Annotated in this window: 20 protein-coding genes (1 of these 20 cut by a window edge); 10 read left to right on the top strand and 10 right to left on the bottom strand. The window is 24.3% G+C overall.

Features of this window, described 5'->3' with window-relative positions:
• Nucleotides 1–275: 275 nt before the first annotated feature.
• The 6 genes from AC5YGC_RS00745 to AC5YGC_RS00720 are packed head-to-tail and all read left to right on the top strand — an operon-like array spanning nucleotide 276 to nucleotide 6,367.
• Nucleotides 276–1,220, top strand: coding sequence for a radical SAM protein (locus AC5YGC_RS00745; protein ID WP_496139757.1), 945 nt, complete (start codon nucleotides 276–278; stop codon nucleotides 1,218–1,220).
• An 11-nt stretch (nucleotides 1,221–1,231) separates the two neighbouring features.
• A complete protein-coding gene (locus AC5YGC_RS00740; protein ID WP_496139756.1) occupies nucleotides 1,232–2,416 on the top strand; it encodes a DegT/DnrJ/EryC1/StrS family aminotransferase in 1,185 nt (394 codons plus the stop codon).
• Nucleotides 2,403–3,557, top strand: coding sequence for a polysialyltransferase family glycosyltransferase (locus AC5YGC_RS00735; protein ID WP_496139755.1), 1,155 nt, complete (start codon nucleotides 2,403–2,405; stop codon nucleotides 3,555–3,557). The genes AC5YGC_RS00740 and AC5YGC_RS00735 overlap by 14 nt, the downstream gene beginning before the upstream one ends.
• A gap of 1 nt (nucleotide 3,558) precedes the next feature.
• Nucleotides 3,559–4,239 carry a cytidylyltransferase domain-containing protein gene (locus AC5YGC_RS00730; protein ID WP_496139754.1) on the top strand — a complete coding sequence of 227 codons (681 nt, stop codon included), beginning with the start codon at nucleotides 3,559–3,561 and terminating at the stop codon, nucleotides 4,237–4,239.
• Between the two features lie 3 nt (nucleotides 4,240–4,242).
• On the top strand, nucleotides 4,243–5,088 hold the full coding sequence (locus AC5YGC_RS00725) for an aldo/keto reductase (protein WP_496139753.1): 846 nt from the start codon (nucleotides 4,243–4,245) through the stop codon (nucleotides 5,086–5,088).
• Between the two features lie 10 nt (nucleotides 5,089–5,098).
• Complete coding sequence (locus AC5YGC_RS00720; protein WP_496139752.1) at nucleotides 5,099–6,367, top strand: aminotransferase class III-fold pyridoxal phosphate-dependent enzyme; 1,269 nt, start codon at nucleotides 5,099–5,101, stop codon at nucleotides 6,365–6,367.
• 92 nt (nucleotides 6,368–6,459) lie between these two features.
• Here AC5YGC_RS00720 and asnB read toward each other — a convergent pair whose 3' ends face one another.
• Nucleotides 6,460–8,214 carry an asparagine synthase (glutamine-hydrolyzing) gene (asnB, locus tag AC5YGC_RS00715; protein WP_496139751.1) on the bottom strand — a complete coding sequence of 585 codons (1,755 nt, stop codon included), beginning with the start codon at nucleotides 8,212–8,214 and terminating at the stop codon, nucleotides 6,460–6,462.
• A gap of 41 nt (nucleotides 8,215–8,255) precedes the next feature.
• On the opposite strand from asnB, the gene AC5YGC_RS00710 reads away from it, so the two are divergent.
• The 4 genes from AC5YGC_RS00710 to AC5YGC_RS00695 are packed head-to-tail and all read left to right on the top strand — an operon-like array spanning nucleotide 8,256 to nucleotide 13,640.
• Complete coding sequence (locus AC5YGC_RS00710; RefSeq protein WP_496139750.1) at nucleotides 8,256–9,560, top strand: radical SAM protein; 1,305 nt, start codon at nucleotides 8,256–8,258, stop codon at nucleotides 9,558–9,560.
• Nucleotides 9,561–9,567: 7 nt separating this feature from the next.
• Entirely contained in the window at nucleotides 9,568–11,307 is a 1,740-nt protein-coding gene (locus AC5YGC_RS00705; RefSeq protein WP_496139749.1) for an N-acetylneuraminate synthase family protein, read from the top strand.
• 60 nt (nucleotides 11,308–11,367) lie between these two features.
• Nucleotides 11,368–12,639 (top strand): glycosyltransferase, encoded by a 1,272-nt coding sequence (locus AC5YGC_RS00700; protein ID WP_496139748.1) that lies wholly within the window; start codon nucleotides 11,368–11,370, stop codon nucleotides 12,637–12,639.
• Entirely contained in the window at nucleotides 12,639–13,640 is a 1,002-nt protein-coding gene (locus tag AC5YGC_RS00695) for an N-acetylneuraminate synthase family protein (RefSeq protein WP_496139747.1), read from the top strand. The genes AC5YGC_RS00700 and AC5YGC_RS00695 overlap by 1 nt, the downstream gene beginning before the upstream one ends.
• Here the strand turns inward: AC5YGC_RS00695 and AC5YGC_RS00690 are convergent.
• The 9 genes from AC5YGC_RS00690 to AC5YGC_RS00650 all read right to left on the bottom strand — a co-directional run.
• On the bottom strand, nucleotides 13,630–14,883 hold the full coding sequence (locus AC5YGC_RS00690; protein ID WP_496139746.1) for a nucleotide sugar dehydrogenase: 1,254 nt from the start codon (nucleotides 14,881–14,883) through the stop codon (nucleotides 13,630–13,632). The genes AC5YGC_RS00695 and AC5YGC_RS00690 overlap by 11 nt on opposite strands.
• Entirely contained in the window at nucleotides 14,870–15,820 is a 951-nt protein-coding gene (locus tag AC5YGC_RS00685; protein ID WP_496139745.1) for an NAD-dependent epimerase/dehydratase family protein, read from the bottom strand. The genes AC5YGC_RS00690 and AC5YGC_RS00685 overlap by 14 nt, the downstream gene beginning before the upstream one ends.
• A 78-nt stretch (nucleotides 15,821–15,898) precedes the next feature.
• A complete protein-coding gene (locus AC5YGC_RS00680) occupies nucleotides 15,899–16,711 on the bottom strand; it encodes a phytanoyl-CoA dioxygenase family protein (protein ID WP_496139744.1) in 813 nt (270 codons plus the stop codon).
• Nucleotides 16,650–17,519 (bottom strand): hypothetical protein, encoded by an 870-nt coding sequence (locus tag AC5YGC_RS00675; RefSeq protein ID WP_496139743.1) that lies wholly within the window; start codon nucleotides 17,517–17,519, stop codon nucleotides 16,650–16,652. Before AC5YGC_RS00675 ends, AC5YGC_RS00680 begins: the two co-directional genes overlap by 62 nt.
• A complete protein-coding gene (locus tag AC5YGC_RS00670; RefSeq protein ID WP_496139742.1) occupies nucleotides 17,516–18,562 on the bottom strand; it encodes an N-acetylneuraminate synthase family protein in 1,047 nt (348 codons plus the stop codon). The genes AC5YGC_RS00675 and AC5YGC_RS00670 overlap by 4 nt, the downstream gene beginning before the upstream one ends.
• A 241-nt stretch (nucleotides 18,563–18,803) precedes the next feature.
• The gene (locus AC5YGC_RS00665; RefSeq protein WP_502314021.1) at nucleotides 18,804–19,892 is read right to left on the bottom strand and encodes an ATP-grasp domain-containing protein; all 1,089 of its coding nucleotides are present in this window, start codon (nucleotides 19,890–19,892) and stop codon (nucleotides 18,804–18,806) included.
• Nucleotides 19,889–20,473 carry a class I SAM-dependent methyltransferase gene (locus tag AC5YGC_RS00660; RefSeq protein WP_496139740.1) on the bottom strand — a complete coding sequence of 195 codons (585 nt, stop codon included), beginning with the start codon at nucleotides 20,471–20,473 and terminating at the stop codon, nucleotides 19,889–19,891. The genes AC5YGC_RS00665 and AC5YGC_RS00660 overlap by 4 nt, the downstream gene beginning before the upstream one ends.
• Nucleotides 20,457–20,795 carry a hypothetical protein gene (locus tag AC5YGC_RS00655; RefSeq protein ID WP_502314020.1) on the bottom strand — a complete coding sequence of 113 codons (339 nt, stop codon included), beginning with the start codon at nucleotides 20,793–20,795 and terminating at the stop codon, nucleotides 20,457–20,459. The genes AC5YGC_RS00660 and AC5YGC_RS00655 overlap by 17 nt, the downstream gene beginning before the upstream one ends.
• Nucleotides 20,796–21,200: 405 nt before the next feature.
• Nucleotides 21,201–21,619, bottom strand: the 3' portion of a protein-coding gene (locus tag AC5YGC_RS00650) for a hypothetical protein (protein ID WP_496139738.1). 247 nt of this gene lie beyond the right edge of the window; 419 of the gene's 666 nt are visible here — the last part of the coding sequence; its start codon lies beyond the right edge, outside the window; the stop codon is at nucleotides 21,201–21,203.

Genomic DNA, 21,619 nt, shown 5'->3' with positions numbered 1-21,619 from the left:
TATTTTTTAATGTATTATTTAAAAAAAGATTCTTAACTTACTATTTTAAATTAAAAGTTATTTTTTTATATAATATATTAACTATATTTTTTTTTTCGAGCTATGATCAATTTTTATTGATCTAATCAATATATCAAAAGACCCTTTTAAGTCATAATTAAAGAAAAATATTGTTTCTAATTTAAGCTTATGATAGTTAAGTGATGTAAACTTTATTTATTGCATAAATTATTCTTTTGAATTTTAATGTAATCAGTAAATTGTAACAATCTTATATGACTAAACTTATAGACATGCTGCCTTTAGAACATCCTCTGGCTTTAGCTATTGATCCTGTAAATTTATGTAATTTTAGATGTAAATTCTGTCCTACTGGAACAGAACTTGGGAGAAACCATCGGCCAAATGGAATTATGAAGCTTGAAGTCTTTAAAAAAATTATAGATGATTTGGCTCAAGCAAAAGTAAAAATTAAAGCACTTAAATTATGGAAAGATGGTGAACCATTATTGCATAAACAATTACCCGAAATGATTGCATATGCAAAAAAAATGAATGTATGTGAACAAACTCGTATAACAACAAATGGAACTTTGTTAGATCGCTTTGGTGAGAAAATTATTAAAGCTGGATTAGATTGGATAATGATCTCTTACTTGTCCCCTAGAAAAGAAGAATATATAAAACATTCTGGCACCCTAAAAGACCCTCAAAATAAAATTTTAGAAAATGTAATTCAATTAAGTAAAGCTAAAAGAAAATTAAATAGTAAAACTCCACACATAGCAGTTAAAATGTGTAATTTTCCACATGTTACTAAAGAAGATATAAAAAAACTACATGATGATTTTGGCCCATTTGTTGATGAGATTCAAATTCACGAGGAGCCTATGAATTGGGATGGTAATCATGACTCTGACTTTACAATGGGTAATGATCTTCAAAAAATACAAAAAAACAAGGTATGCGCATACGCCTGGTATCAACTAAATATCAATTGGAATGGTCAAGTTTCAATTTGTGCTGTTGATTGGTCGTTTAAAACAATTGTGGGTGACGCTTCAAAAGAGTCTATAGTTGACATTTGGAATGGAGAAGAGTTAAGAAAATTCAGAGAAATGTTTTCAAGTCAAAAACATCATGCTCACCCAGCTTGCGGTACATGTAGTTATTATTTTGACCACAAAGATAATATTGATAGTTTTGCACTTAAAGTTTAAGTAATTTTTAAATGAACAAAAAACCTATCTGGCCAATTTTTGACTCATCTGAATCAAGACTTTTAAGCCAATCTTTAAAAAAATCTATTGGGTCAGCATCTGGAGGTAAAAATGTTGGGTATACCACTCTTTTAGAAAAAGAATTTTCCAAGTTTCATAAAAAAAAATATGCAGTGGCATGTGCTAATTGCACAGTTGGATTGGAAGCTATTTTACTATGTGCCAATATTGGGCCTGGTGATGAAGTTTTGGTACCTGCTTATACATATACATCCTCCGTAACATCAATAATAAGAGTTGGTGCAATTCCTAAATTTGTTGATGTAGAACAAAGAACACTTTGTACCAATTTAGATTTAATTAAAAAAGCAGTAACAAAAAAAACAAAAGCCATAATGCTTGTCCATTTTGGTGGCTATTTATCAGATTTAAAATCAATCAAACATTACATCAAAAATAAAAAAATAAGAGTAATAGAGGATGCTGCTCAATGCCATGGATCTAAAAGAGATGGATATTATGCTGGAGAAATAGATGCGGGAGCAATATTTAGCTTTCAAAGAAATAAAAATATGTGCTCAGGGGAAGGTGGTATGCTACTAACAAATAACCAAAGAATAGCTAAAAAATTTAGGGAAATAATATGGCATGGTACAAAACCTGGAAACTCATCTGTTCACAATTTTGTAGGTTCAAATTTTAGAATAACGGAGTTCCAATCTGCCATATTGCTTGCTCAGTTAAAAAAACTGAAAAAATTTAACAAAGAAAGAATGAAAGTTTGCTCTAAATTAGATGAAGGTTTAAAACAAATAAAAAAAATAGATGTTAATCACCAAAATGAAATGCAAGTTCATGCTAGACATTTATATACACTAAGAGTCAAATCAAACATTTCACAACAAACTAGAATGGCTATTATAAAAAAACTAAATAGCAATAATATCATTTGTGGTCCAGGCTATAAATATCCAGTTTATAAAAGCCCGATTTTTATAAATAGGAAATTTCCAAAATATTTTATAGAAGGTAATAAAAAAGAATATAAAAAATGGCTTAATTACATTGATAAATTGAATTTAGAAAATTCAGAAAAAGTGTGTAAAAAAAATATTAATTTTGTTCATTTCAATTTTATAAATAACAAAAATATTGATAAGAAAATAATTAAAATAATTAAAAATGAGATCCAATAAAATAAAAAGATTTATTTTAGCCACATCATCTCTTCAATTGATTTTTTTCAATATTGCAAGAGAGAGAAATTCAAAAAAATATGAAGATATTTTAGTCATATTTCATCCTCTTTTAAAAGCTAATACAATAAAATCTATTATTTACAACGCAAAAAAAATAGGAATTAACAAAACTATAAATTTACAGAAGGAATTCAAAAAATATTTTGATTATCATTTATATAATTTCAATAAAAAAAAAATCACTGAAAAATATAAGGTAAAAGAATTATTGAAGATTAGTAAAAATAGATTATCCCTAGTAAACAAAGTTAAAAAAAAGGTCTATGGAAATAATATAGAATTTTACCACAGAAATACACATGGTACAAATGAACAGGTTTTCGTTGATACCTATTATAACAATGCTAAATTTTTTGGCTTTATGGATGGATCTGGGGATTATATTCCTCTTAAATCATATATTTTAGAGCACTATCTGCGTAAAATAATAACACATGTGTATAGAAAAAAATTAACAGACTTTATAAAATGTATATTGTTAAAAGACTTTTCTTTAATGTTTGAGAAAAGCCATAAAAATATTAAGAAACAAAAAGTATTCGATTTAAAATCAAAAAAAGATTGTAAGATTTTATTAAATAACTTTAAGCTAATTCAATCCAAAAAAAATAATAGAAATGTTAAATGTATAATTCTTGGACTGCCTACGTTAGAATATCCAGAAAGATTTTATCTTACCCCTGAAAAAGAGATAAATATATATAATGATATAATTTCACAAATTAAAAAAAAACATAAGCTTAAGAACAGCGAAATTTGGTTTAAGTGTCATCCAAGATTAAGTACTAATAACTATAAAAAAATAAAAAAAAAAATAAAATGTAAATTTTTCAATCCAAATGATCTAGAGATAGCAGAAACTTATATATTAAATGAAAATACCAAAATAATTGCCTCACCTGGCTCAACATCATTAATTTTCGCAAAATATATATTTGGGAAAAATTGTTATTATATTGATCTACAGAGTCAAAATATGCTTAAGGAAGGCAAAGGTTACAGTAGAGATTATGAAAGAATGTATCAAAATTTCAAGATATTTGATATGAAAATTATTAAACCACTCAAGAAGTATTAAATTGAAAATAATTGCAATCATACCTGCTAAAAAATTCTCTAGAAGGTTGGATTTTAAAAATTACAAAAAAATGAACGATCAACCGTTAATAGAATATACAATAAAAAATATAATCAGATCTAAAATCTTTAAAGAAATACATGTTTCAACTGACTACAAAGGAATAAATAGAATATTAAAAAAATACCATTTAAAACAAAAATTTTTTAGGAAGAAAAGCTTATGCAAAAATTCAACTGGCCTAAATGAAGTAATAGAGTGGACATTACAGCAGTATAAAGATTTTAAAATAGAATTTGATGCTGTTTGTCTTGCATATCCAACCGCACCGTTGATTGATTTTAAAGATTTTAAAAATGCTTATAAAAAATTTAGAGACAACAAGGATGATTGTCCGCTGATATCTGTAGCGGAGTTTAAGCCATCCCTTGATGAGGCAATGAAGCTTCAGAACGAAAAATTAATACCTCTTAATCGTAAAAAATTCTTTCAAGATTCCTCAGTTCATAAAAAATACTACCATGAAACAGGTGGCTTTATTTTTTTTACCCAAAATTATTTTTTAAAAAAGAAATATATGAAAAAAGATAATATTTATACTCCATTTATTCTGCCAGCTCAAAAAGCACATGATATTCACACCTTAGAAGATTTTAAATTTGTGGAAAGGTTATTAAAATAAATTATGCGATTTGCTTTGGGCACCGCAAATTTTGGAATAAAATATGGAGTTTTAAATAACAAAATATCATTAAGTAATATCAGAAAATTGCTTAACGACACAAAAAATATCGATTTGATTGATACAGCACAGTCATATCCTGGTGCTGAAGAAATAATAGGTCAACTTAGCAAGTATGAAAAAAAAATTATAACTAAGATAGCTCCTTTTTCAGAAAAAAATATTGAAAAAAATATTAACAACTTTAAACATCAATTTCAAAATAGTCTTAAAAACCTCAAAAAAAAATCAGTGTATGGTTTATTATTTCATAACGAAAAAGATATCTTAAGAAGTGATATTTCAACATTTTTAGAATATTTAAAAAATTTAAAAAACAAAAAAAAAATATTTAAGGTTGGTATATCACTTTATAACATTTATGACCTAGAAAAATATTTAAAAGTTTATGAATTTGATATTGTACAGTTTCCTCTAAATGTATTTACTGTAAACACTAGATTAATCAATTATCTCAAATCAATTAAAAAAAGAGGTATTGAAATCCATGTAAGATCAGTTTTTTTACAAGGTATGTTATTTGAAAAAAAATTTCATAAAAAATTTAATGAACTCAAACTAAAAAAGAATAAACTTGAAATATATCTAGCCAAAAAAAAAATAATTAAATATAATTTTTTAATATCAGTTTTATATGATATTAAATTTATTGATTATTGCATAATTGGATTTAATAATAAAAAAAACATAAATGATTTTTCAAAGTTTAAAAAAGTCGTAACTGACTTGAATTATGTTAAGAAACTTGAAATAAAAAATAAAAATATAATTGATCCAAGAAAATGGTAATTTAGAAATTATGAAAAAACAAAGTAAATTTCTCCAAAAAGTATTGAAGATTATTCCTCTAGGAACTCAAACATTTAGTCGCAGTAAAATTTTTTTTGACAAAAAATTTTCTCCTTTATTCAATATTAAGGGCAAAAATCAACATCTATACGACCTAGATAATATTAAATATCTAGATTTAATTAGTTCCTTGGGAGCTGTTTCCATAGGGTATTCTAACAACTTAATAAATAAAGAAATTATTAAAACACTAAAAGATGGTGTTACCTATTCACTTGCGCATCCTTTGGAGTTTGAAGTTTCAAAACTTCTAGTAAAATATATTCCTTGTGCAGAGATGGTGAGATTTGGGAAAAATGGAACTGATGCAACTTCAGCAGCCATTAGGCTTTCAAGATTTATCACATCTAGAAATAAAATAGCTGTTTGTGGATATCATGGATGGCAAGATTGGTATATTTCTTCAACGACAATGAATCAGGGAATTCCTCACTATATATCTAAAGATATTCATACTTTTGAATATAATAATTTAGAAAGCCTTAAGAAGATATTAAATAAAGGGAAGTTTGCAGCAATTATAATGGAACCACTTTCTTATACATTGCCAACAAATAATTTTTTAAAAAAAGTAAAAAATCTTGCCAAAAAACATGGTGCTTTATTAATTTTTGACGAAATATGCACAGGATTTAGAGTTTCATTGGGTGGTGCTCAAGAATTATATAACGTGACTCCTGATCTTGCTACTTTTGGAAAAGGTATGGCAAATGGCTTTCCTCTCTCAGCCATAGTTGGGAAAAAAAAATACATGAATCAAATATCTAAAGTTTTCTTTTCTGGAACATTTGGTGGAGAGACTTTATCGTTAAGTGCTTGCAAACAAACAATTAAATTTTTAATCTTGAATAATACTATAAATAAAAACATCCTCAAAGGAGAAAAAATTCAATCTATACTCAATGCTCATCTAAAAAAAAATAATCTAAATGATGTTCTTGAGTTTGATGGACATCCAACTTGGTTATTTTTAAAAATTAAGTCATCATCAAAAATGAAATCTTCTTTGATTAAAGCATATATTATGCAGGAAATGTCAAAAAATAAAATTTTATTTTTAGGTTCAATCAATTTACAACATTCACATACCATGAAAGATATAAACTATATTATAAAAATATTTAAGAAAATATTTGATAGTATCCTAATGAACAAAGAAAATTTAAAAAAGATAACCTATTATAAAATAGCAAAACCTTTATTTAAAATAAGAAACTGATATTTAAAATAAAAATATATCAAATATATTCCATAAAACCATTTTCTAAATAACTCTAAGAAAAAAAATTTATTTTTATAATTAATTTAAAATTAATTCTTCGATAATTGAAGAAAAAGTTCTAGATTTAGAACTTTCCACACAAAAAATGAGTTTCCTAAGTTATTATCTATCGAATAACTTCGATAATTTCTTTTGAAGAGATCGAAATCAATAATATCATTTTTAACTAGTTCACCACTATCTATAATGTCTAATATTGTTTTAAAATTTTTCTTAATGAACTCTCTTTGTGGCGTAACAACAAATTTTTTTTTATTAACATCAAGTTTAACGTCTCTAAGATGATATTTTGTTATTCCGTTTCTTATTTTATAATGATCTGGGTTACTAAAGCAGTATGTTGCAAGTTCATGATTTAAAAATGGGAATCTAGTTTCTATTCCAAATGCACCACCACATCTGTCTTGCCAATGAAGTAGCTTGGGCAACTTAAGTGAGCTTATATATAATTTACTTATAGAATTATTATCTAAGAAATTATTAGATTTTAAACTTTTACCCAATGCTGTTCCATCTGGTGCAGAGATTGCATGTTTTAAAAATATATTTTTTGCTTCTTCCAAACTACATTTCAAATTATTAGCTTTTTTAAACTTTTTATATTCAATAGAATTATTTTTAAAATTTTCAGACAAAAAAGCAATATGTTGGTTAAAATATCCCAAATTCAACTCGTCAGATCCTTCACCCGAGAATGCAACTTTAATTTTATTTTGATTAACAAACTTCATGAGCCTGAAAACACCCAACGTACCAAAACCACCTATTGGGCCTTCATTCATTTTTATAGCTAATGAAAGATCTTTATAAATATCACTTAAATTGATCTTTAAAATTTTATGAAGACTATTAGATAAGTTTAAGTTTTTTTTTGTTATAATTGATTCATCGTACTTTTTTTCTTTCCATCCAAAAGAAAAGCTTTTTAAGTTGTTATAATTAATTTTATTTAATTCATTGTAGATGTAACTAGAGTCTGCCCCTGAACTTAAAAGTAAAGCTATAGGAACATCACTTACCAAATTTAATTTCAAAGAATCTTGAAAAATTGATTGATAATTTTCTTTAAAATTTTCATAACTATTTTGAATTAACTTGCTATTTTTTTTTAACTCCCAATATTTTTTTTTTAAAGTAAATTTTTTAATCTTCAGGTCGTATTTGCAGAAAGATGCCTCTTTAATTTTTTTTATTCCTTCAAAAAAAGTAAATTCATCATGATGGATTAAACCATAATTTAAATATTCATTTATTTTTATATAATCTAAATCAATCTTTTTTTTAATTATATTTATTGGATTAACTTCAGTGCTACAAATAAAAAATTTTCTGTCTTCATAATAATTTAATGGTTTTACTCCAAAATGATCTCTTGCAAGAAATAACTCTTTTTTATTATTATCATATATGACCATAGAAAACATACCATTTAAATACTTCAAAAATTTATGTTGAAACTTTCTATACAGCTCCAGAAGAACCTCAGTATCAGAATTAGTATTAAATTTATGATTTGAAAAAAATCTTATTTTTAATTCTTTGTAGTTATATATTTCACCATTAAAAACTATTATGTTGCCAGTATTTTTGCATATCATAGGCTGATTTGCTTTTGATGATAAATCTATGATTGATAACCTATTATGAAAGAACGTTATATTGTTTCTCTCTATTTTTTTTGCAAAATCTGGACCTCTATGATGTTGAGAATTTAGGATTTCTCTCTTTATATTGTTGCTAATTACTGGTTTTTGTTTATTAACTACAATAGTAAATCCACACATAATATTATAAGATATTTATTAATAATTTTATATCAACAAAAATGACTAAATCACATTCTTTTCAAGGTAAAAAAAATTTTGAAGAAGAGAAACTAAATTTTTTTACTAAGAATATTGAGGATAATAGTTCATATAAAAATCTTGCTAAATCCAAAAGTTTAGAAGAGAAAAACAAACTTATTCATAGATTCGAGCTTTATAGAAAAAAATGGAATTCAATACAAAAAGAATTGGAGAATAAAGATAAACTTCATGAAATATTACCCAGTTTTCCACTTTGTGTGGACATAGAAGTTGCAGCAATTTGTGATTTAGCCTGTCCATTTTGTTACAGACAATCCATTATTACCCCTGATAAATTAATATCTGACAGTCTATACGAAAATTTAATAAAACAGTGTGAGGCTTTAGGAGTTCCATCTTTAAAATTGAATTGGCGAGGTGAGCCGTTACTTCACCCTAAAATAGATAAGTATATAAAGTTGGCAAAAAAATCTGGCATTTTAGAAGTTATAATTAATACAAATGCAACAAAATTAACTGAAGATTTGTCAAAAAAAATTATTTTGTCAGGATTAGATACAATTATTTTTTCTTTTGATGGTGGTACCAAAGAAACTTACAATGAAATGCGTCCTGGAAGATTTGAAGAAAATTCTTTTGATAGCGTTTATCAAAATATTAAAAAATTTGATGAAATCAAAAAATCAATGAATGCAAAGTTTCCTAGAAGTAAAATTCAAATGATTCTAACAAAAAAAACTGGTGAAGAAACTAAAAATTTTTTTAAGTTATTTGAACACATAGTCGATGATGTTTCAATCAAAACATACACAGAGAGAGGTGGTTATGTAGAAGAAATAGATAATGTCAGTAAGTCAAAAATTAGTCAGTCAAAAAATAAATTACTAAATCCTAAAACAATCTATAGCAAAGATTATAAGGATAATGTTTATTATTCAAATAGTAGAAAACCATGTGCTCAACCGTTTCAAAGATTGATGGTTACCTATGATGGAAAAGTTTCAATGTGTTGTTATGATTGGGGGTCCATGCATCCAATTGGATATGTAGATGAACAAGGTTTTTTAGATAGTGATAAAGATTTGGCTAAAGTTGAAGATAATATCAAAAAAAACAAAAAAGGATTTAAGAAAATTTTTGATAAAGCAACAAGAGCTCCACTATTTAATAACCCAGAAAAAAAAATTTCCACTCTTAAAGAATTGTGGGATGGAAATGAAATCAATAAAGTACGAAAATTACATCTTGATGATAAAATTGATGAAGTAACAATATGCAAAAAATGTCCATTCAAAGATACGTACGATTGGCAGCCATTATAATTCTTTAATGTCATTTAAGTTAATATCAGAAATAGCAAATGCTCATCAAGGTAGTCCTGCAGAAGCAATCTATCTTGCAAAAGAAAGTATACTTAATAAAGCAGATTACGTAAAATTTCAGGTTTACAAAGCACACGAACTATATCCAAAAAATGAGGGAAGATACTCTCATTTTAAAAAACAATCATTTAGTGAAAAACAATGGAATTTTATTTTTAAGCAATTTCCTAAAAATAAAATTATTTGTGATGTTTTTGGAAAAGATTCCTTGAAAATATGTAAAAATAATAAAATAAAAAATTTTAAGATGCATCTATCTGATATTAATAATACAGCGCTAATTAAAGATATTTTAAAAGCAGGAAATAAAATATTTTTTTCAGTGAGTGGATGTAGAATTGATGAAATTGTTGAGTTAAAAAAAATTATTAATAAAGAAAAAAATAATAAAGAAATTATATTAGTGTACGGATTTCAAAATTATCCTACAAATATAAAAGATATTAATTTTAATAATTTACATTTTTATAAAAAAATATTTGGAAAAAATATAAAAATTTCCTACGCTGACCATACTGCTGGAAACAGCACTTTAAGTTACATGCTCCCATTACTATCTTTAACAAAAGGAGTTTCCTATATAGAAAAACATATTACTCGTAATCGTGAACTTAAAAAAGTAGATTATTTTTCTTCTATAAATGTAAACGAGCTGGCAGACTATAAAGATAGTATCTCATTGAGTATAAAAACAATTCAATCTAAACAATTCACACTTTCTCAAAATGAAATTAGATATGCAAATAATGTAAAAAAATTCCCATTGGCAAATAAAGATTTGATCAAGGGAACAAAAATAAATCAAAAAGATTTTATATTTGCAAGATCTGCACAAAAAATATTTCCATTAAATTTTTCTGAATTTGAAAATAAAATATTATCAAAAAACATAAAAAGTGGACAATTTTTAAATAACTCGTTTTTAAAAAAAAAAATTGGCATTTTAATTATTGCAAGAAATAATTCTAAAAGATTAAAAAATAAATTATTTTTAAAAATTAACAACACCGTTGTTATAGAATATCTAATTAAGAGATTAAGAAACAATAACTTAAATCACAAAGTAATCTTATGCACTACTAATAAAAATCAAGATGCAGGATTAAGATCTATTGCAACAAAAAATAAGATAGATGTTTGTACGGGTCCAGAGCTCAATGTTTTACAAAGAATGATCAATGCAATAAAAAAATTTAAGCTTGATACAGTTGTGAGAATAACTGGTGATGACATATTAACCGACATAAATCTTATGAATAAAGCACTGTCTTTGCATTTTAGAACTAATGCAGATTATACAGAAAATAAAGAACTACCCTCAGGAACAGAGGTTGAAATATTTGATAAAAGCACCATATCTAAAATAAATAAATATGGTCAAAATAAAGATTTGTCAGAATATTTAACATACTACATAACACAAAATAAAGATAAGTTTAATACATCTACTTTATCCATTCCAAAAAAGTTAAAAAGTAATGTATCTTTTAGCATCGATAGTAAAAAAGATTTTAATTTAGTTAAAAAATTTTTAAATAAAATGAAAAAAAACAATAAGGAGTACTCTTTTACTACTTTAGAATTAGTAAAATTCTCTAAGAAATTTGAACAAAAATACAAAAAAAAAATTGAAAATATAAATCTTGAAAAATTTAAAGAAAATTTTAGACTAAAATACTTTAAGTAAAAAAATTAAATTAATAAAAAAATTCATAGGAAGTGCAAAAATTATACAATTAATAAAGTTATGAATGAAAAAGATTTAATAACAATTTATACGATTAATCACAATTATGGAAAATTTTTATCAAGGTCTATTGATTCTGTATTATCACAGACATATAAAAATTATGAATTAATTATTATCGATGATGGGTCAAAGGATAACTCTAGAAAAATTATTAAGAAGTACCAAAATAATACTAAATGTAAAATCTTTTTTCAAAAAAATATTGGCTTAGTTAATTCAATAAATAAAATACTCAGAATTGCAAAAGGGAAATTTATTATAAGATTAGATGCAGATGATTATTTTAGTAAAGATGCTATTAAAATTCTTCATTCGACAATGATAAAAAATAAAGCTTCAATTGTATTTCCTGATTACTATCTAATTGATGAGAATGAAAATATAATAAACAGAGTTAAAAGACATAATTTTAAAAGAAAAGTAAACCTCTACAATCAACCTGCGCATGGTGCATGTACTATGTATAAAAAAAATATTTTACTAGAAGTCGGCGGATATTCTAAAGAGTTTGATTGCCAAGATGGTGTGGATATGTGGTTAAAAGTAATTAATAAATATAAGATTGTTAATATAAATAAACCACTTTTCTATTATAGGCAACACACACAGAGTTTAACAAAAAATACAAAGAAAATTTGGAAAACAAAACAAAAAATTTTCGAAAAAGCAAATATCAATAAAAGCTTAGATAATATTTGCATATTTCCTCTCAGGAAATTAAACGAACTAAATTACAACAACCTTAAGGCAATTAAAATTTTACAATTAAAAATTAAACAAATTTTAAAAATCAAAAGTATAAAAAAAATTATTTTAAGTACTGGAGATAAATTAATAATAAATTTCTTTAAAAATAATAAAAACACTAGACTAAAAGTAATTTATCGTGATGAAAAATTTTTATATCATGGTGTACGGATTGGCGCTCTAACTGAAGATATTATTAAAAATAACAAAAAAATATTCATAAACACCAAACATTTAGTTTTATATACAGTAAACGATTTAAAAATAGAGAATATTAATTTTGGACTAAACAATATTGAAATTTTTAATCTAAATTGTGTTTTTCCAGTTAAGATAGTTAAAAATTTTTTATATACACATAATGGAAAAAGTTTAAAGCCAATAATAAATTACAAATCTGGTTTAATAATCGAGAGGGATATTGTTTATGCTCAAGAAGCAGGTATAATAATAGTTAAATTAGACAGTTTTTTAAAAAAAAAGAAAATGATACATGGAAAAATTGGACATATAGTAATTTAATGAAAAATTTCAAATTTGATAAAATATTTATTGTAGCAGAGGCTGGTGTTAATCATGAGGGAAAATATCAAGATGCTATAAAATTAGTGAAAGCTGCAAAAAAATCAGGTGCAGATGCTATTAAATTTCAAAGTTATAACCTTAATGATTATATTTGGAATCAAGATACTGAAAGATTTCAAAGAATGACAAAATTTAATCTTAGCAGTTTACAATTTAAAAAGATATTTAATTATGCGAAAAAGATAGGGATCATATGCTTTACTACACCTTTAGATAATCAAAGTGTAAAATTTTTTTCTAAAATTTCTCCCTTTTTCAAAGTTGCATCTGGTGATATTAATAATTTTAATTTAATTGATGAAATGTTAAAATATAATCTGCCAATAATTTTTTCTACTGGCTTATCTACTGAAAAAGAGATTCTTAGAACTTATAAATATATTCTAAAAAAAAAACCTAAAATTATTTTAGAAAGTAAGTTGGCTGTAATGCATTGTAAAAGTGCTTATCCTTGTCCTGTCCAAGAAGCTGATTTAAAAAATATAACATTATTAAAAGAAAAATTAAATTGTATTGTTGGTTATTCTGATCATACTTTAGGTACTACTGCGTGTGAAACTTCTGCGTCTTTTGGTGTAAAAATCATAGAGAAACATTTCACTTTATCAAAAAAGAATAGAGTTTTTAGAGATCATAATTTATCTGCAACTCCAACAGAATTAGAAAAAATGATAAAAAAAATTAGGATAATAGAAAAATTAATCGGAAATAAAGAAAGAAAAATTACTAGTAATGAGCTTGCTAATTTAAAGTATTTAAGAAGATCGTTATTTGTAAAGAAAAATATTAAAAAAGGTACAAGATTAAAACTTGGTGATTTCAAAATGATGAGACCAATGATTGGTGAAAAAATTGAAGATTTAAATTTATTTATAAATAAAAAAACTAAAGTTGATTTAATTAAAGATCAACCGTTTTTTAAAAAAGTTATAATTTAAAAAATCTATTATTTTGATTTAAATTTATTGAATAATAATTAGCTAAATCTATTACTATATTATTTTTAGATATACTCAAAAATTCATAGATTTGTTTTTTATTCAATTTAACAAACTGATTAATTGAAGAAATTATAACAACATTAAAATTTCCTAAATTTGATAAATCTTCAAATTTGATATTTTTAATCAATGGTTTGGGATATTTTTTATATTCATCGTATACAGAAATTTTATATTTTTTTTTTAAAATTCTAAATAATTCCAAATTTTTAGAATTTCTTATATCAACGACATTATTTTTAAATGCTAAACCACAAAATAATACTTTTTTTTTAGTTTTAATAGAATTTATAATTTTCAAAATTTGATCTTTGATAAAATAAACATATTGTTCATTTGTTGCTCTTGACTCACTTATTATTTTAGATCCTACTCCTAAACTCCTACATTTATCTATTAAATAATATGGATCTACTGGCACACAGTGCCCTCCAACTAAACCTGGATAAAAATTCAGAGAGTTCCATTTTGTATTACATGCATCTAAAACTGCTCCAGTTTCGATATCTAATTTTCTGCAAATTTTAGAAAATTCATTCATAAGTGCTATATTTACGTCTCTTTGTGTGTTCTCAATAATTTTAGCCATCTCTGCCGTTTTAATATTATCTGCTACAAAAATATTTTTTGTCGTCTTTGAATATATTAGTTTACAAATTTTTTTTCCATAATTTGTATTTGAAGAAATTACTTTTGTGATTTTATTTATTGTATGTATTTTGTCACCTGGATTAATTCTTTCTGGACAAAAACATAAATTTATACTCTTGTGTTTTTCTCTAAAAAATTTTATTGAAAGTTCCTCTATAGTTCCTGGCGCTACTGTGCTTTCAACAATCAAAATATCATTTTTTTTTATAACTTTTGCAACTTTTAAAAAAGCCTGCCTTAAATATTTAAGGTCAGGTTTGAATTTCTTATTCACTGGAGTGGGAACTGTAATAATATATATGTTACAATTACTTGGAACTTCTTTTTCGAAATTATCTGTATAAGAAAGTTTTTTTCTTAAAAGATCTTTTTTTGAAAACTCATAATTTTTATCAAATCCTACATTCAGAGAACTAATTCTCTCATTATCTATGTCAAAACCTGTTACTGAATAATATTTTGAAAGCTGAATAGCTAAGGGCAATCCAACGTAACCCAATCCTATTATGCATATATTAATGTTTTTCACTTAAAAACCATTTTATAAATTTTTGAACACCGGAATCCATGTTTGTTTTAAATGTGAATTTAAATAGCTTTTTTTCTTTATTTATATGGGCTTTTGTACTCTTAACGTCACCTAACTGCATTGGGAGGAATTTTTTTTTAGCTTTTTTCCCAGTATATTTTTCTATGCAATGAATAAGTTTTAAAAGACCGACTGATTTTGGGTTTCCAATGCTAACAATCTTACTAATTGGATCTTGAGACATGGATAGTTTGTCCACAATTTTTAATATATTATCAACTATGTCATCAATATAGGTGAAGCTTCTGCTGTGATTCCCATTGTTAAAAACTTCTATTTTTTTATTACTTAAAATATTTTTAGTAAATTTATATAAAGACATATCTGGCCTTCCCCATGGACCATAGACTGTAAAGAACCTCATGCCAATTAACTTCATCTTGTAAAAATTAGCATAAACATTAGAAATATATTCCATTGATAATTTTGATGCAGCATAAACAGAAACTGGTGTATTTTTATTTAAGGAATGAGGGTCTCCAAAAACAGATGAGCTACTGGCATATAAAATTATCCTCAAATTCTTACATCCTCTCAAAAATTCCAGTAAATTTATATATGCATATGTATTATGTTTTATATATGTTTGGGGATTCTCAATTGAATACCTAACACCAGCCTGCCCAGCTAAGTGGATTACAACTTTAATGTTGGATATATATTTTTCTAAACTTTTATAATTATTTTTTTTTGATAAATCTAATTTTATAAACTTAAAATTTTTAAATTTTTTTAGCTTATTGAGTCTTTTCTTTTTTAATTTTACACTATAATAGCTATTTAAATTATCAACGCCCACTACACTTTGTTTTTTTTTTAAAAGGTTTAAAGCTGTATGGAAACCAATAAAACCAGCAACACCTGTAATTAAATTCATACTTATATCTATGTTTGTGTTTGTGTTAATGTTTATGTTTATCTTTATGTTTATATAATTAAATTAAACAATTAAAAGTTAATAATAATCTTGAACATTTTTTTTTATAAAATTATATCCACTCTTAGTATTAATTCTATCATGTTCGTCTTTTGGAGGTATTGAGCAAAAACCTAGTATTTGTTTTTGAATATTAGTACATTTTTTGTATATTGAGTTTGGAAGTGACATTGTAATGTTCATGCTGGGCTTAATCCACCACGCCCCGAATGTTGCTACTATAGCCCATCTAGATGATTTAGAATTATTTTCAAAAGTACCATGCCACAATCTACTGTCCCATATTAACAGATCTCCAGCTTTACCTTCGAGTGGTATAATTTTTTTTGTTTTTCTATTAGTAAATTTACCTGACTTGTGTGATTTTTTGACTACAATTGTGCATCCATTATTAACCGTACTATCTTCAAGTAAAAAAACAAATTGCATCATTGTTGTTAAATTTCCTTTAAAAGGAATGTACGAGTCTATATGTAGGTCTAATTTGTTTCCACTGGATCTAGCATTAAAATATAATAAGTTATAATTTGGATATCTATTGTCAATAAATCGATAATAAGGGTCGTTTAGAAAATATTTAGCTATTTGAACAACTTTAGAACTGGTAATTAATTTTATGAATTCATAACTTTTGTTCTGTAGATTATAAAGCATCTTATCATCTACATCACGGTCCGGTGTTCCAGGAAATTTTTTACCAATATACTTTTTATAATTCAGGTTAACTAAGCTTTTAGACTCTCTTGTTATTTTTTTGTTTAAAAACCTATCAAGCTTTACAAATCCATTTTTTTTTATTTGATTTATGTATTGATTTAATTTGCTGTTCATTTGCAATATTTAATATAATTTTAGATATTCTATTTACGCCAAATTGATCTATTAATCTATTCTTTTGTTTTTTAGTTTTTGATTGATCTATGATTTTATCATTAATAATAAATTTATTAATGAATATTTTATACCCCTGCTTTCTTAAATAATTTGAAAATTTTAGTTCTAAAATATTTTGAGGATATACAAAAACAATTTTTTTTAAGAATAAAAGCTCCATAAGTGTGGTGCCACCATTAGTAGCTGCCAATTTACAGGTGGCCATGTTCATTAGGTATTTTTCTTGTTCTGTATTTTCTTGATTTATTTTAATCACTGGAGATACAAATATATTTGAAAAATAAAAACTAAATGAGTTTGAAATTTCTTTTCTCAAGTTTTTGATATCAGAGGATCCTATAGAAACAAAAAATGAATTTTTATTTGTTTTATATTTTTTATATTTAAATATTTCTTTTCGTATTATGCAATATTTAATACTAATATAATTTTTTATAACATTTTTACTTTTTAAAAAAATTCCAATATTATAATCAATTCGTGTTTTAAAATTATAGTCTAGACCAATAATTATGGCTTTGGGATTTGAAAACTTTTTAATAATAGAAGAAATACCATAATTTTTTTGTGGTAGATCCAGTACAATTAAATCATATTTAGAGTTAGTTTTATTTAAATTAGATAATATGCAAAAATCTACTTTATATTTTTTATTTTTTTTAACAAAATTAAATATATATTTAGATCTTAAATAATTTCCTAATCCTGATTTTTTAAAGTAATCAGTGATAAATAGAATTTTCACTTGATGTGGTGAGATTTTAATACCTCATTTTCTTTAATATTTTTTTTTAGTTTATGATCTAAAAAAGAGAAATAATATTCAGAGCTTAACGAATTTTTTACATAAGGCCTTAATGCTACAAACATTCCAGGTTTGATCTTTTTACCTTTTGAATAATTTGACAAAGCGTAATATGATCGAGTTGCACTTTTCATTTTTTTTATACTTTTGGTTACTATTTTTTTTTCTTTTCCAAGCGACGACTCGAGTTCTCTTATATTTCTAACCATTTCTGAGAGTTCGTCTTCTTCTGCTGAAAAAAAACTATCTGGCGCTCCATCACTTTTAGAAATAGTAAAATGTTTTTCAACAATTTGAGCACCAAGCGCTACCGCAGCTATACATGAGGATATTCCTAAAGTATGGTCTGAATAACCAATAATTTGATTTGGAAATGTTTTTTTTAATTTTTTTAAATAATTTAAATTAGCATCTTCAAATTTTAATGGATAACTTGATCCACAATGCATTATAGAAAAATTTTTATAATTTTTTTTCTGAAAAAATTTTTTTAAATTAAGTATATCTTTATCGCTACAACAACCTGTTGAAATTAATATTGGTTTTTTATTTATAATTATCTCATTTAAAAGCTCTACATAATTAAACTCAAAACTAGCAATTTTTATTATAGGTGAGTGCAATTTGATGAAATTGAATGAATCAAAGCCAAAAACAGAGGTTAAAAAAATAATTTTTTTTTTTTTACAATACTTTAGTATTTTTTTATAAAATGATTTTGGCATTTCAAATTTTTTATAAAAATCGTATAAATTTGAAGAATATTTCTTAAATTTATTTTTAATAATATTATATTTTTTATTTTTTGTTGCTATTTCACTTGCTTGGAAAGTTTGAAATTTTATTGCGTCAGCTCCTGAGCGTGATGCAATATCAATTAATCTATAAGCTCTATTTATATCTTGAAGATGATTAGATCCTGCCTCTGCAATAATGAATGTTTTATTGTTATTTTTGAGATTTGAAAAAATATTTTTAGTCATTACTTAAATTATTATACACACTTATAAATACTGTAGTACATAATAATTTATATGATTGATAGTTGTTTGCATGTAAAAAAAAATTCTTTAAATCAAATAATATTCATAAAGCTTTATGTTTGATGATGAAAAAAATTTAACTCAAAGAAAAATATTTATGAATAATTTTCTTAAAACTAAAAACCTTATACTTTTTGCCTCTATACGTAGTCTTATAAATTTGACGAATGAAATAAATTACTTAATTAAAATTCTCATTATAAAAATTAAAAAAATTTGATATTTTAGATAAGTCTTTTTTTTTAAAAATTTTTTCACAAAAAATAACTAATTCTTTTTTTGATTTAAAACTTTTTATAGCAAGTCCTTTTCTATTGATATCCAACTCATTATCTAATTTATTTGTCTTTATTTGTGAGACTAAACTATAATAAACTACATTTTTTGATAAACACGAAATTTTTTCTTTAAAATTATTTAAAAAAGAATGGTCAAAAAGTATTATTCCATTCTTTGAATTATTAGCAGAAGTTAATTTTTTAGAACCCTGAAATAAAATTTTAAAATCAATTTCAAATAAATTTTTGTTTGTTAATAAAAAATAAAAATAATCTGTTAATCCTGCTCCTGGACATCTAAGATTAGTATCTATTATTTTTACTTCTAGTTTATTATTTAAGATCAACTCTATATGACTTACTCCATTTACAACTTTATGCTTTTTGAGATGATTTTCTATTACATCTTGTATAAAAGTCTTGAATTTTTTTGAGTGGTCAAAAGATAGAAGAGCTATTGCAGACTTAATTTTTTTTACAATTCTAAGAGATACTGCAAATATTTTATGTTTATTTGCGTTACTAATAACCTCTACTGATAATTCAAATCCTTTAAAATACTCTTCTAAATAAAATTTTTTTTTATTAAATATCTTTCCATTCCAGAACTTTATATCTTTACTGCCTGAGCCAAATCTTGGCTTCAAAAGATATTTTTTATATTTAAACCTAATACTTTTATTAGATAGTTTGGAAAAATTTTTTTTATCAAAGTTTTTAGAATTTAATTTAATAGATCTCAATTTGGTTTTAGTCTGATTTACTTTATTATAATAATCGCTTAAAACAGAACCAAAATCATTACATGGCGACCAAAAAGAGATATTTTTAAAATTTTTAATATTTTTTAGTTTATAATTTTTATGATTATATTTTTCTTTAATGAAGCAATTGTCAGAGTCGTCAAATAAAATAACCTCTATACCCTTTTTTTTTAGGTATAGATAAGGTTCATTGTGCCATCGGCCACCCGTGATAAGTCCTACTTTCATTTTTTTATTATTATAAGAAACGTCTCGAATTTTGAGAAAGATCTATCTACTATTATTGTACACTTGCAGCTTTTTTTTATGAAATTTATTATTTCTTTTTCATTATGATAAAATAAGTATTTTTCTCTGTAATCTACATCTGAATTTATAAAAGAGATACCGAAACCATATTTAGAAATCATAATCATTTTTTTTAAATCAGATAAGATTACTTTTCTATTATACTTATAATTGAAATTATGCACACCATTGCTAATTATAATATCAAATTTATTTAAACTAGATAATTTACTAATAATCTTAATCTTTTTATATTTTTCATTAATTATACTTATGATTCTTGTATTTATTTCAAACCCAACATAATCTTTTAAATCTACTTTTTTTTTTAAAAAAAAATATAAATCACAAAATCCACAACCAAAGTCCAATACACTTTTATTTTTAAAATTAAGATTTTTATAGAAAATTTCATATCTTGCATTTAATCCATCATTCTTCCAACCAAGGCCAGATTTATTTTTACCATATTTATTAATTAAATAATTGTAGTGATTATTAATTTTATTTTTTATATGCATTGTTAATTAGATCATTTAAATTCTTAAAAATTATATTTTCTAGTTTTTTTTTAGTAATTTTTTTTTCTAACAATTTAATGACATTGTAGTATTCAGAAATCTTTTTTGACGGATAATCACTGCCCAATATAATTCTACTATCTAAGTTTTTGATACAAAATAATATATCTTTTATTAAAGTAGTATGTCTAAAATGTTGAATAGTATAAGATAGATCGATTATAACATTTTCTTTAAATCTAAATTTTTCATAATAATTTAATATCTTACTACCTCCTCCATGCATTAAAATAAGCTTGTTTTCTCTTAAAAGATTGGACAATTTTGCAATTACGTTTAAATCATTTGTTTCTAAAACTTTATTTTCCCAACTTGAAAAAGTACAAAAGAAAATATTTATTTTATTTTTTCCACAAAAAGAGAATATTTTTTTATAATAACTAAAATGTTCACTTATTTTTTTATTAAGAAATCTTGGATGAATCTTAATATTTTTAATTTTGCTATTTTTAATTTTTTTTAATTGATCACTTAATAGTTGTTTTTTACTAATATGAATTAATGGATAAAGATTATCAAAATTTTTTATAATATAAAAATATTTTTGTAACTTTGCATCTTCAGTTAATTGAATTAATCCTTTTTGATTTTTTTTTTATATATTTTTGATAATTTTTTTATCTCATCTAAATTATTACGTACTGGGTAAACACAACTATCAAAATATTTATTTTGCATTAAGTGTCTTTATCCAATATTTTTTGATTCTTGGATCTATTACTTGATTTATCCCTCTTGATTTTAGGGATTTTTTAAGCTCTTTAAATCTATATTGGATTGAAATTCTTTGATTATTTAAATCAGATTCATGAATTTTGTTATGATCAAAAATAACAGCTTCTCCAAAATTAATTTTTTGACTTTCGGTTTCTATCCCTTTTTTATCTATTTCTAGCCCCCAGTAATTACTTTTTTTAATCTTTAAATTTTTAATTTTTTTTGACAAAAACTTTAAAGCACCTCCCTTTTTATTAATTGGAATCCATGCTACGTAACCCTTAACATTTTTGTCTAATATCCATTGATCCTTGTGGAGTGGAGCACTAAATGTATTGCTCTTTTTTAAATCTATCCTAACCTGCGGAT

Source organism: Candidatus Pelagibacter sp. uisw_138, assembly GCF_059512485.2.
This window is presented reverse-complemented; position numbering and strand designations above follow the sequence as displayed.

Bases quoted from the DNA above. Each gene is read 5' to 3' on its own strand.
- AC5YGC_RS00745 (WP_496139757.1), top strand. From the start codon at position 276: ATGACTAAACTTATAGACATGCTGCCTTTAGAACATCCTCTGGCTTTA.
- AC5YGC_RS00740 (WP_496139756.1), top strand. From the start codon at position 1,232: ATGAACAAAAAACCTATCTGGCCAATTTTTGACTCATCTGAATCAAGA.
- AC5YGC_RS00735 (WP_496139755.1), top strand. From the start codon at position 2,403: ATGAGATCCAATAAAATAAAAAGATTTATTTTAGCCACATCATCTCTT.
- AC5YGC_RS00725 (WP_496139753.1), top strand. From the start codon at position 4,243: ATGCGATTTGCTTTGGGCACCGCAAATTTTGGAATAAAATATGGAGTT.
- AC5YGC_RS00720 (WP_496139752.1), top strand. From the start codon at position 5,099: ATGAAAAAACAAAGTAAATTTCTCCAAAAAGTATTGAAGATTATTCCT.
- asnB (WP_496139751.1), bottom strand. From the start codon at position 8,214: ATGTGTGGATTTACTATTGTAGTTAATAAACAAAAACCAGTAATTAGC.
- AC5YGC_RS00710 (WP_496139750.1), top strand. From the start codon at position 8,256: ATGACTAAATCACATTCTTTTCAAGGTAAAAAAAATTTTGAAGAAGAG.
- AC5YGC_RS00705 (WP_496139749.1), top strand. From the start codon at position 9,568: ATGTCATTTAAGTTAATATCAGAAATAGCAAATGCTCATCAAGGTAGT.
- AC5YGC_RS00700 (WP_496139748.1), top strand. From the start codon at position 11,368: ATGAATGAAAAAGATTTAATAACAATTTATACGATTAATCACAATTAT.
- AC5YGC_RS00695 (WP_496139747.1), top strand. From the start codon at position 12,639: ATGAAAAATTTCAAATTTGATAAAATATTTATTGTAGCAGAGGCTGGT.
- AC5YGC_RS00685 (WP_496139745.1), bottom strand. From the start codon at position 15,820: ATGAATTTAATTACAGGTGTTGCTGGTTTTATTGGTTTCCATACAGCT.
- AC5YGC_RS00680 (WP_496139744.1), bottom strand. From the start codon at position 16,711: ATGAACAGCAAATTAAATCAATACATAAATCAAATAAAAAAAAATGGA.
- AC5YGC_RS00670 (WP_496139742.1), bottom strand. From the start codon at position 18,562: ATGACTAAAAATATTTTTTCAAATCTCAAAAATAACAATAAAACATTC.
- AC5YGC_RS00665 (WP_502314021.1), bottom strand. From the start codon at position 19,892: ATGAAAGTAGGACTTATCACGGGTGGCCGATGGCACAATGAACCTTAT.
- AC5YGC_RS00660 (WP_496139740.1), bottom strand. From the start codon at position 20,473: ATGCATATAAAAAATAAAATTAATAATCACTACAATTATTTAATTAAT.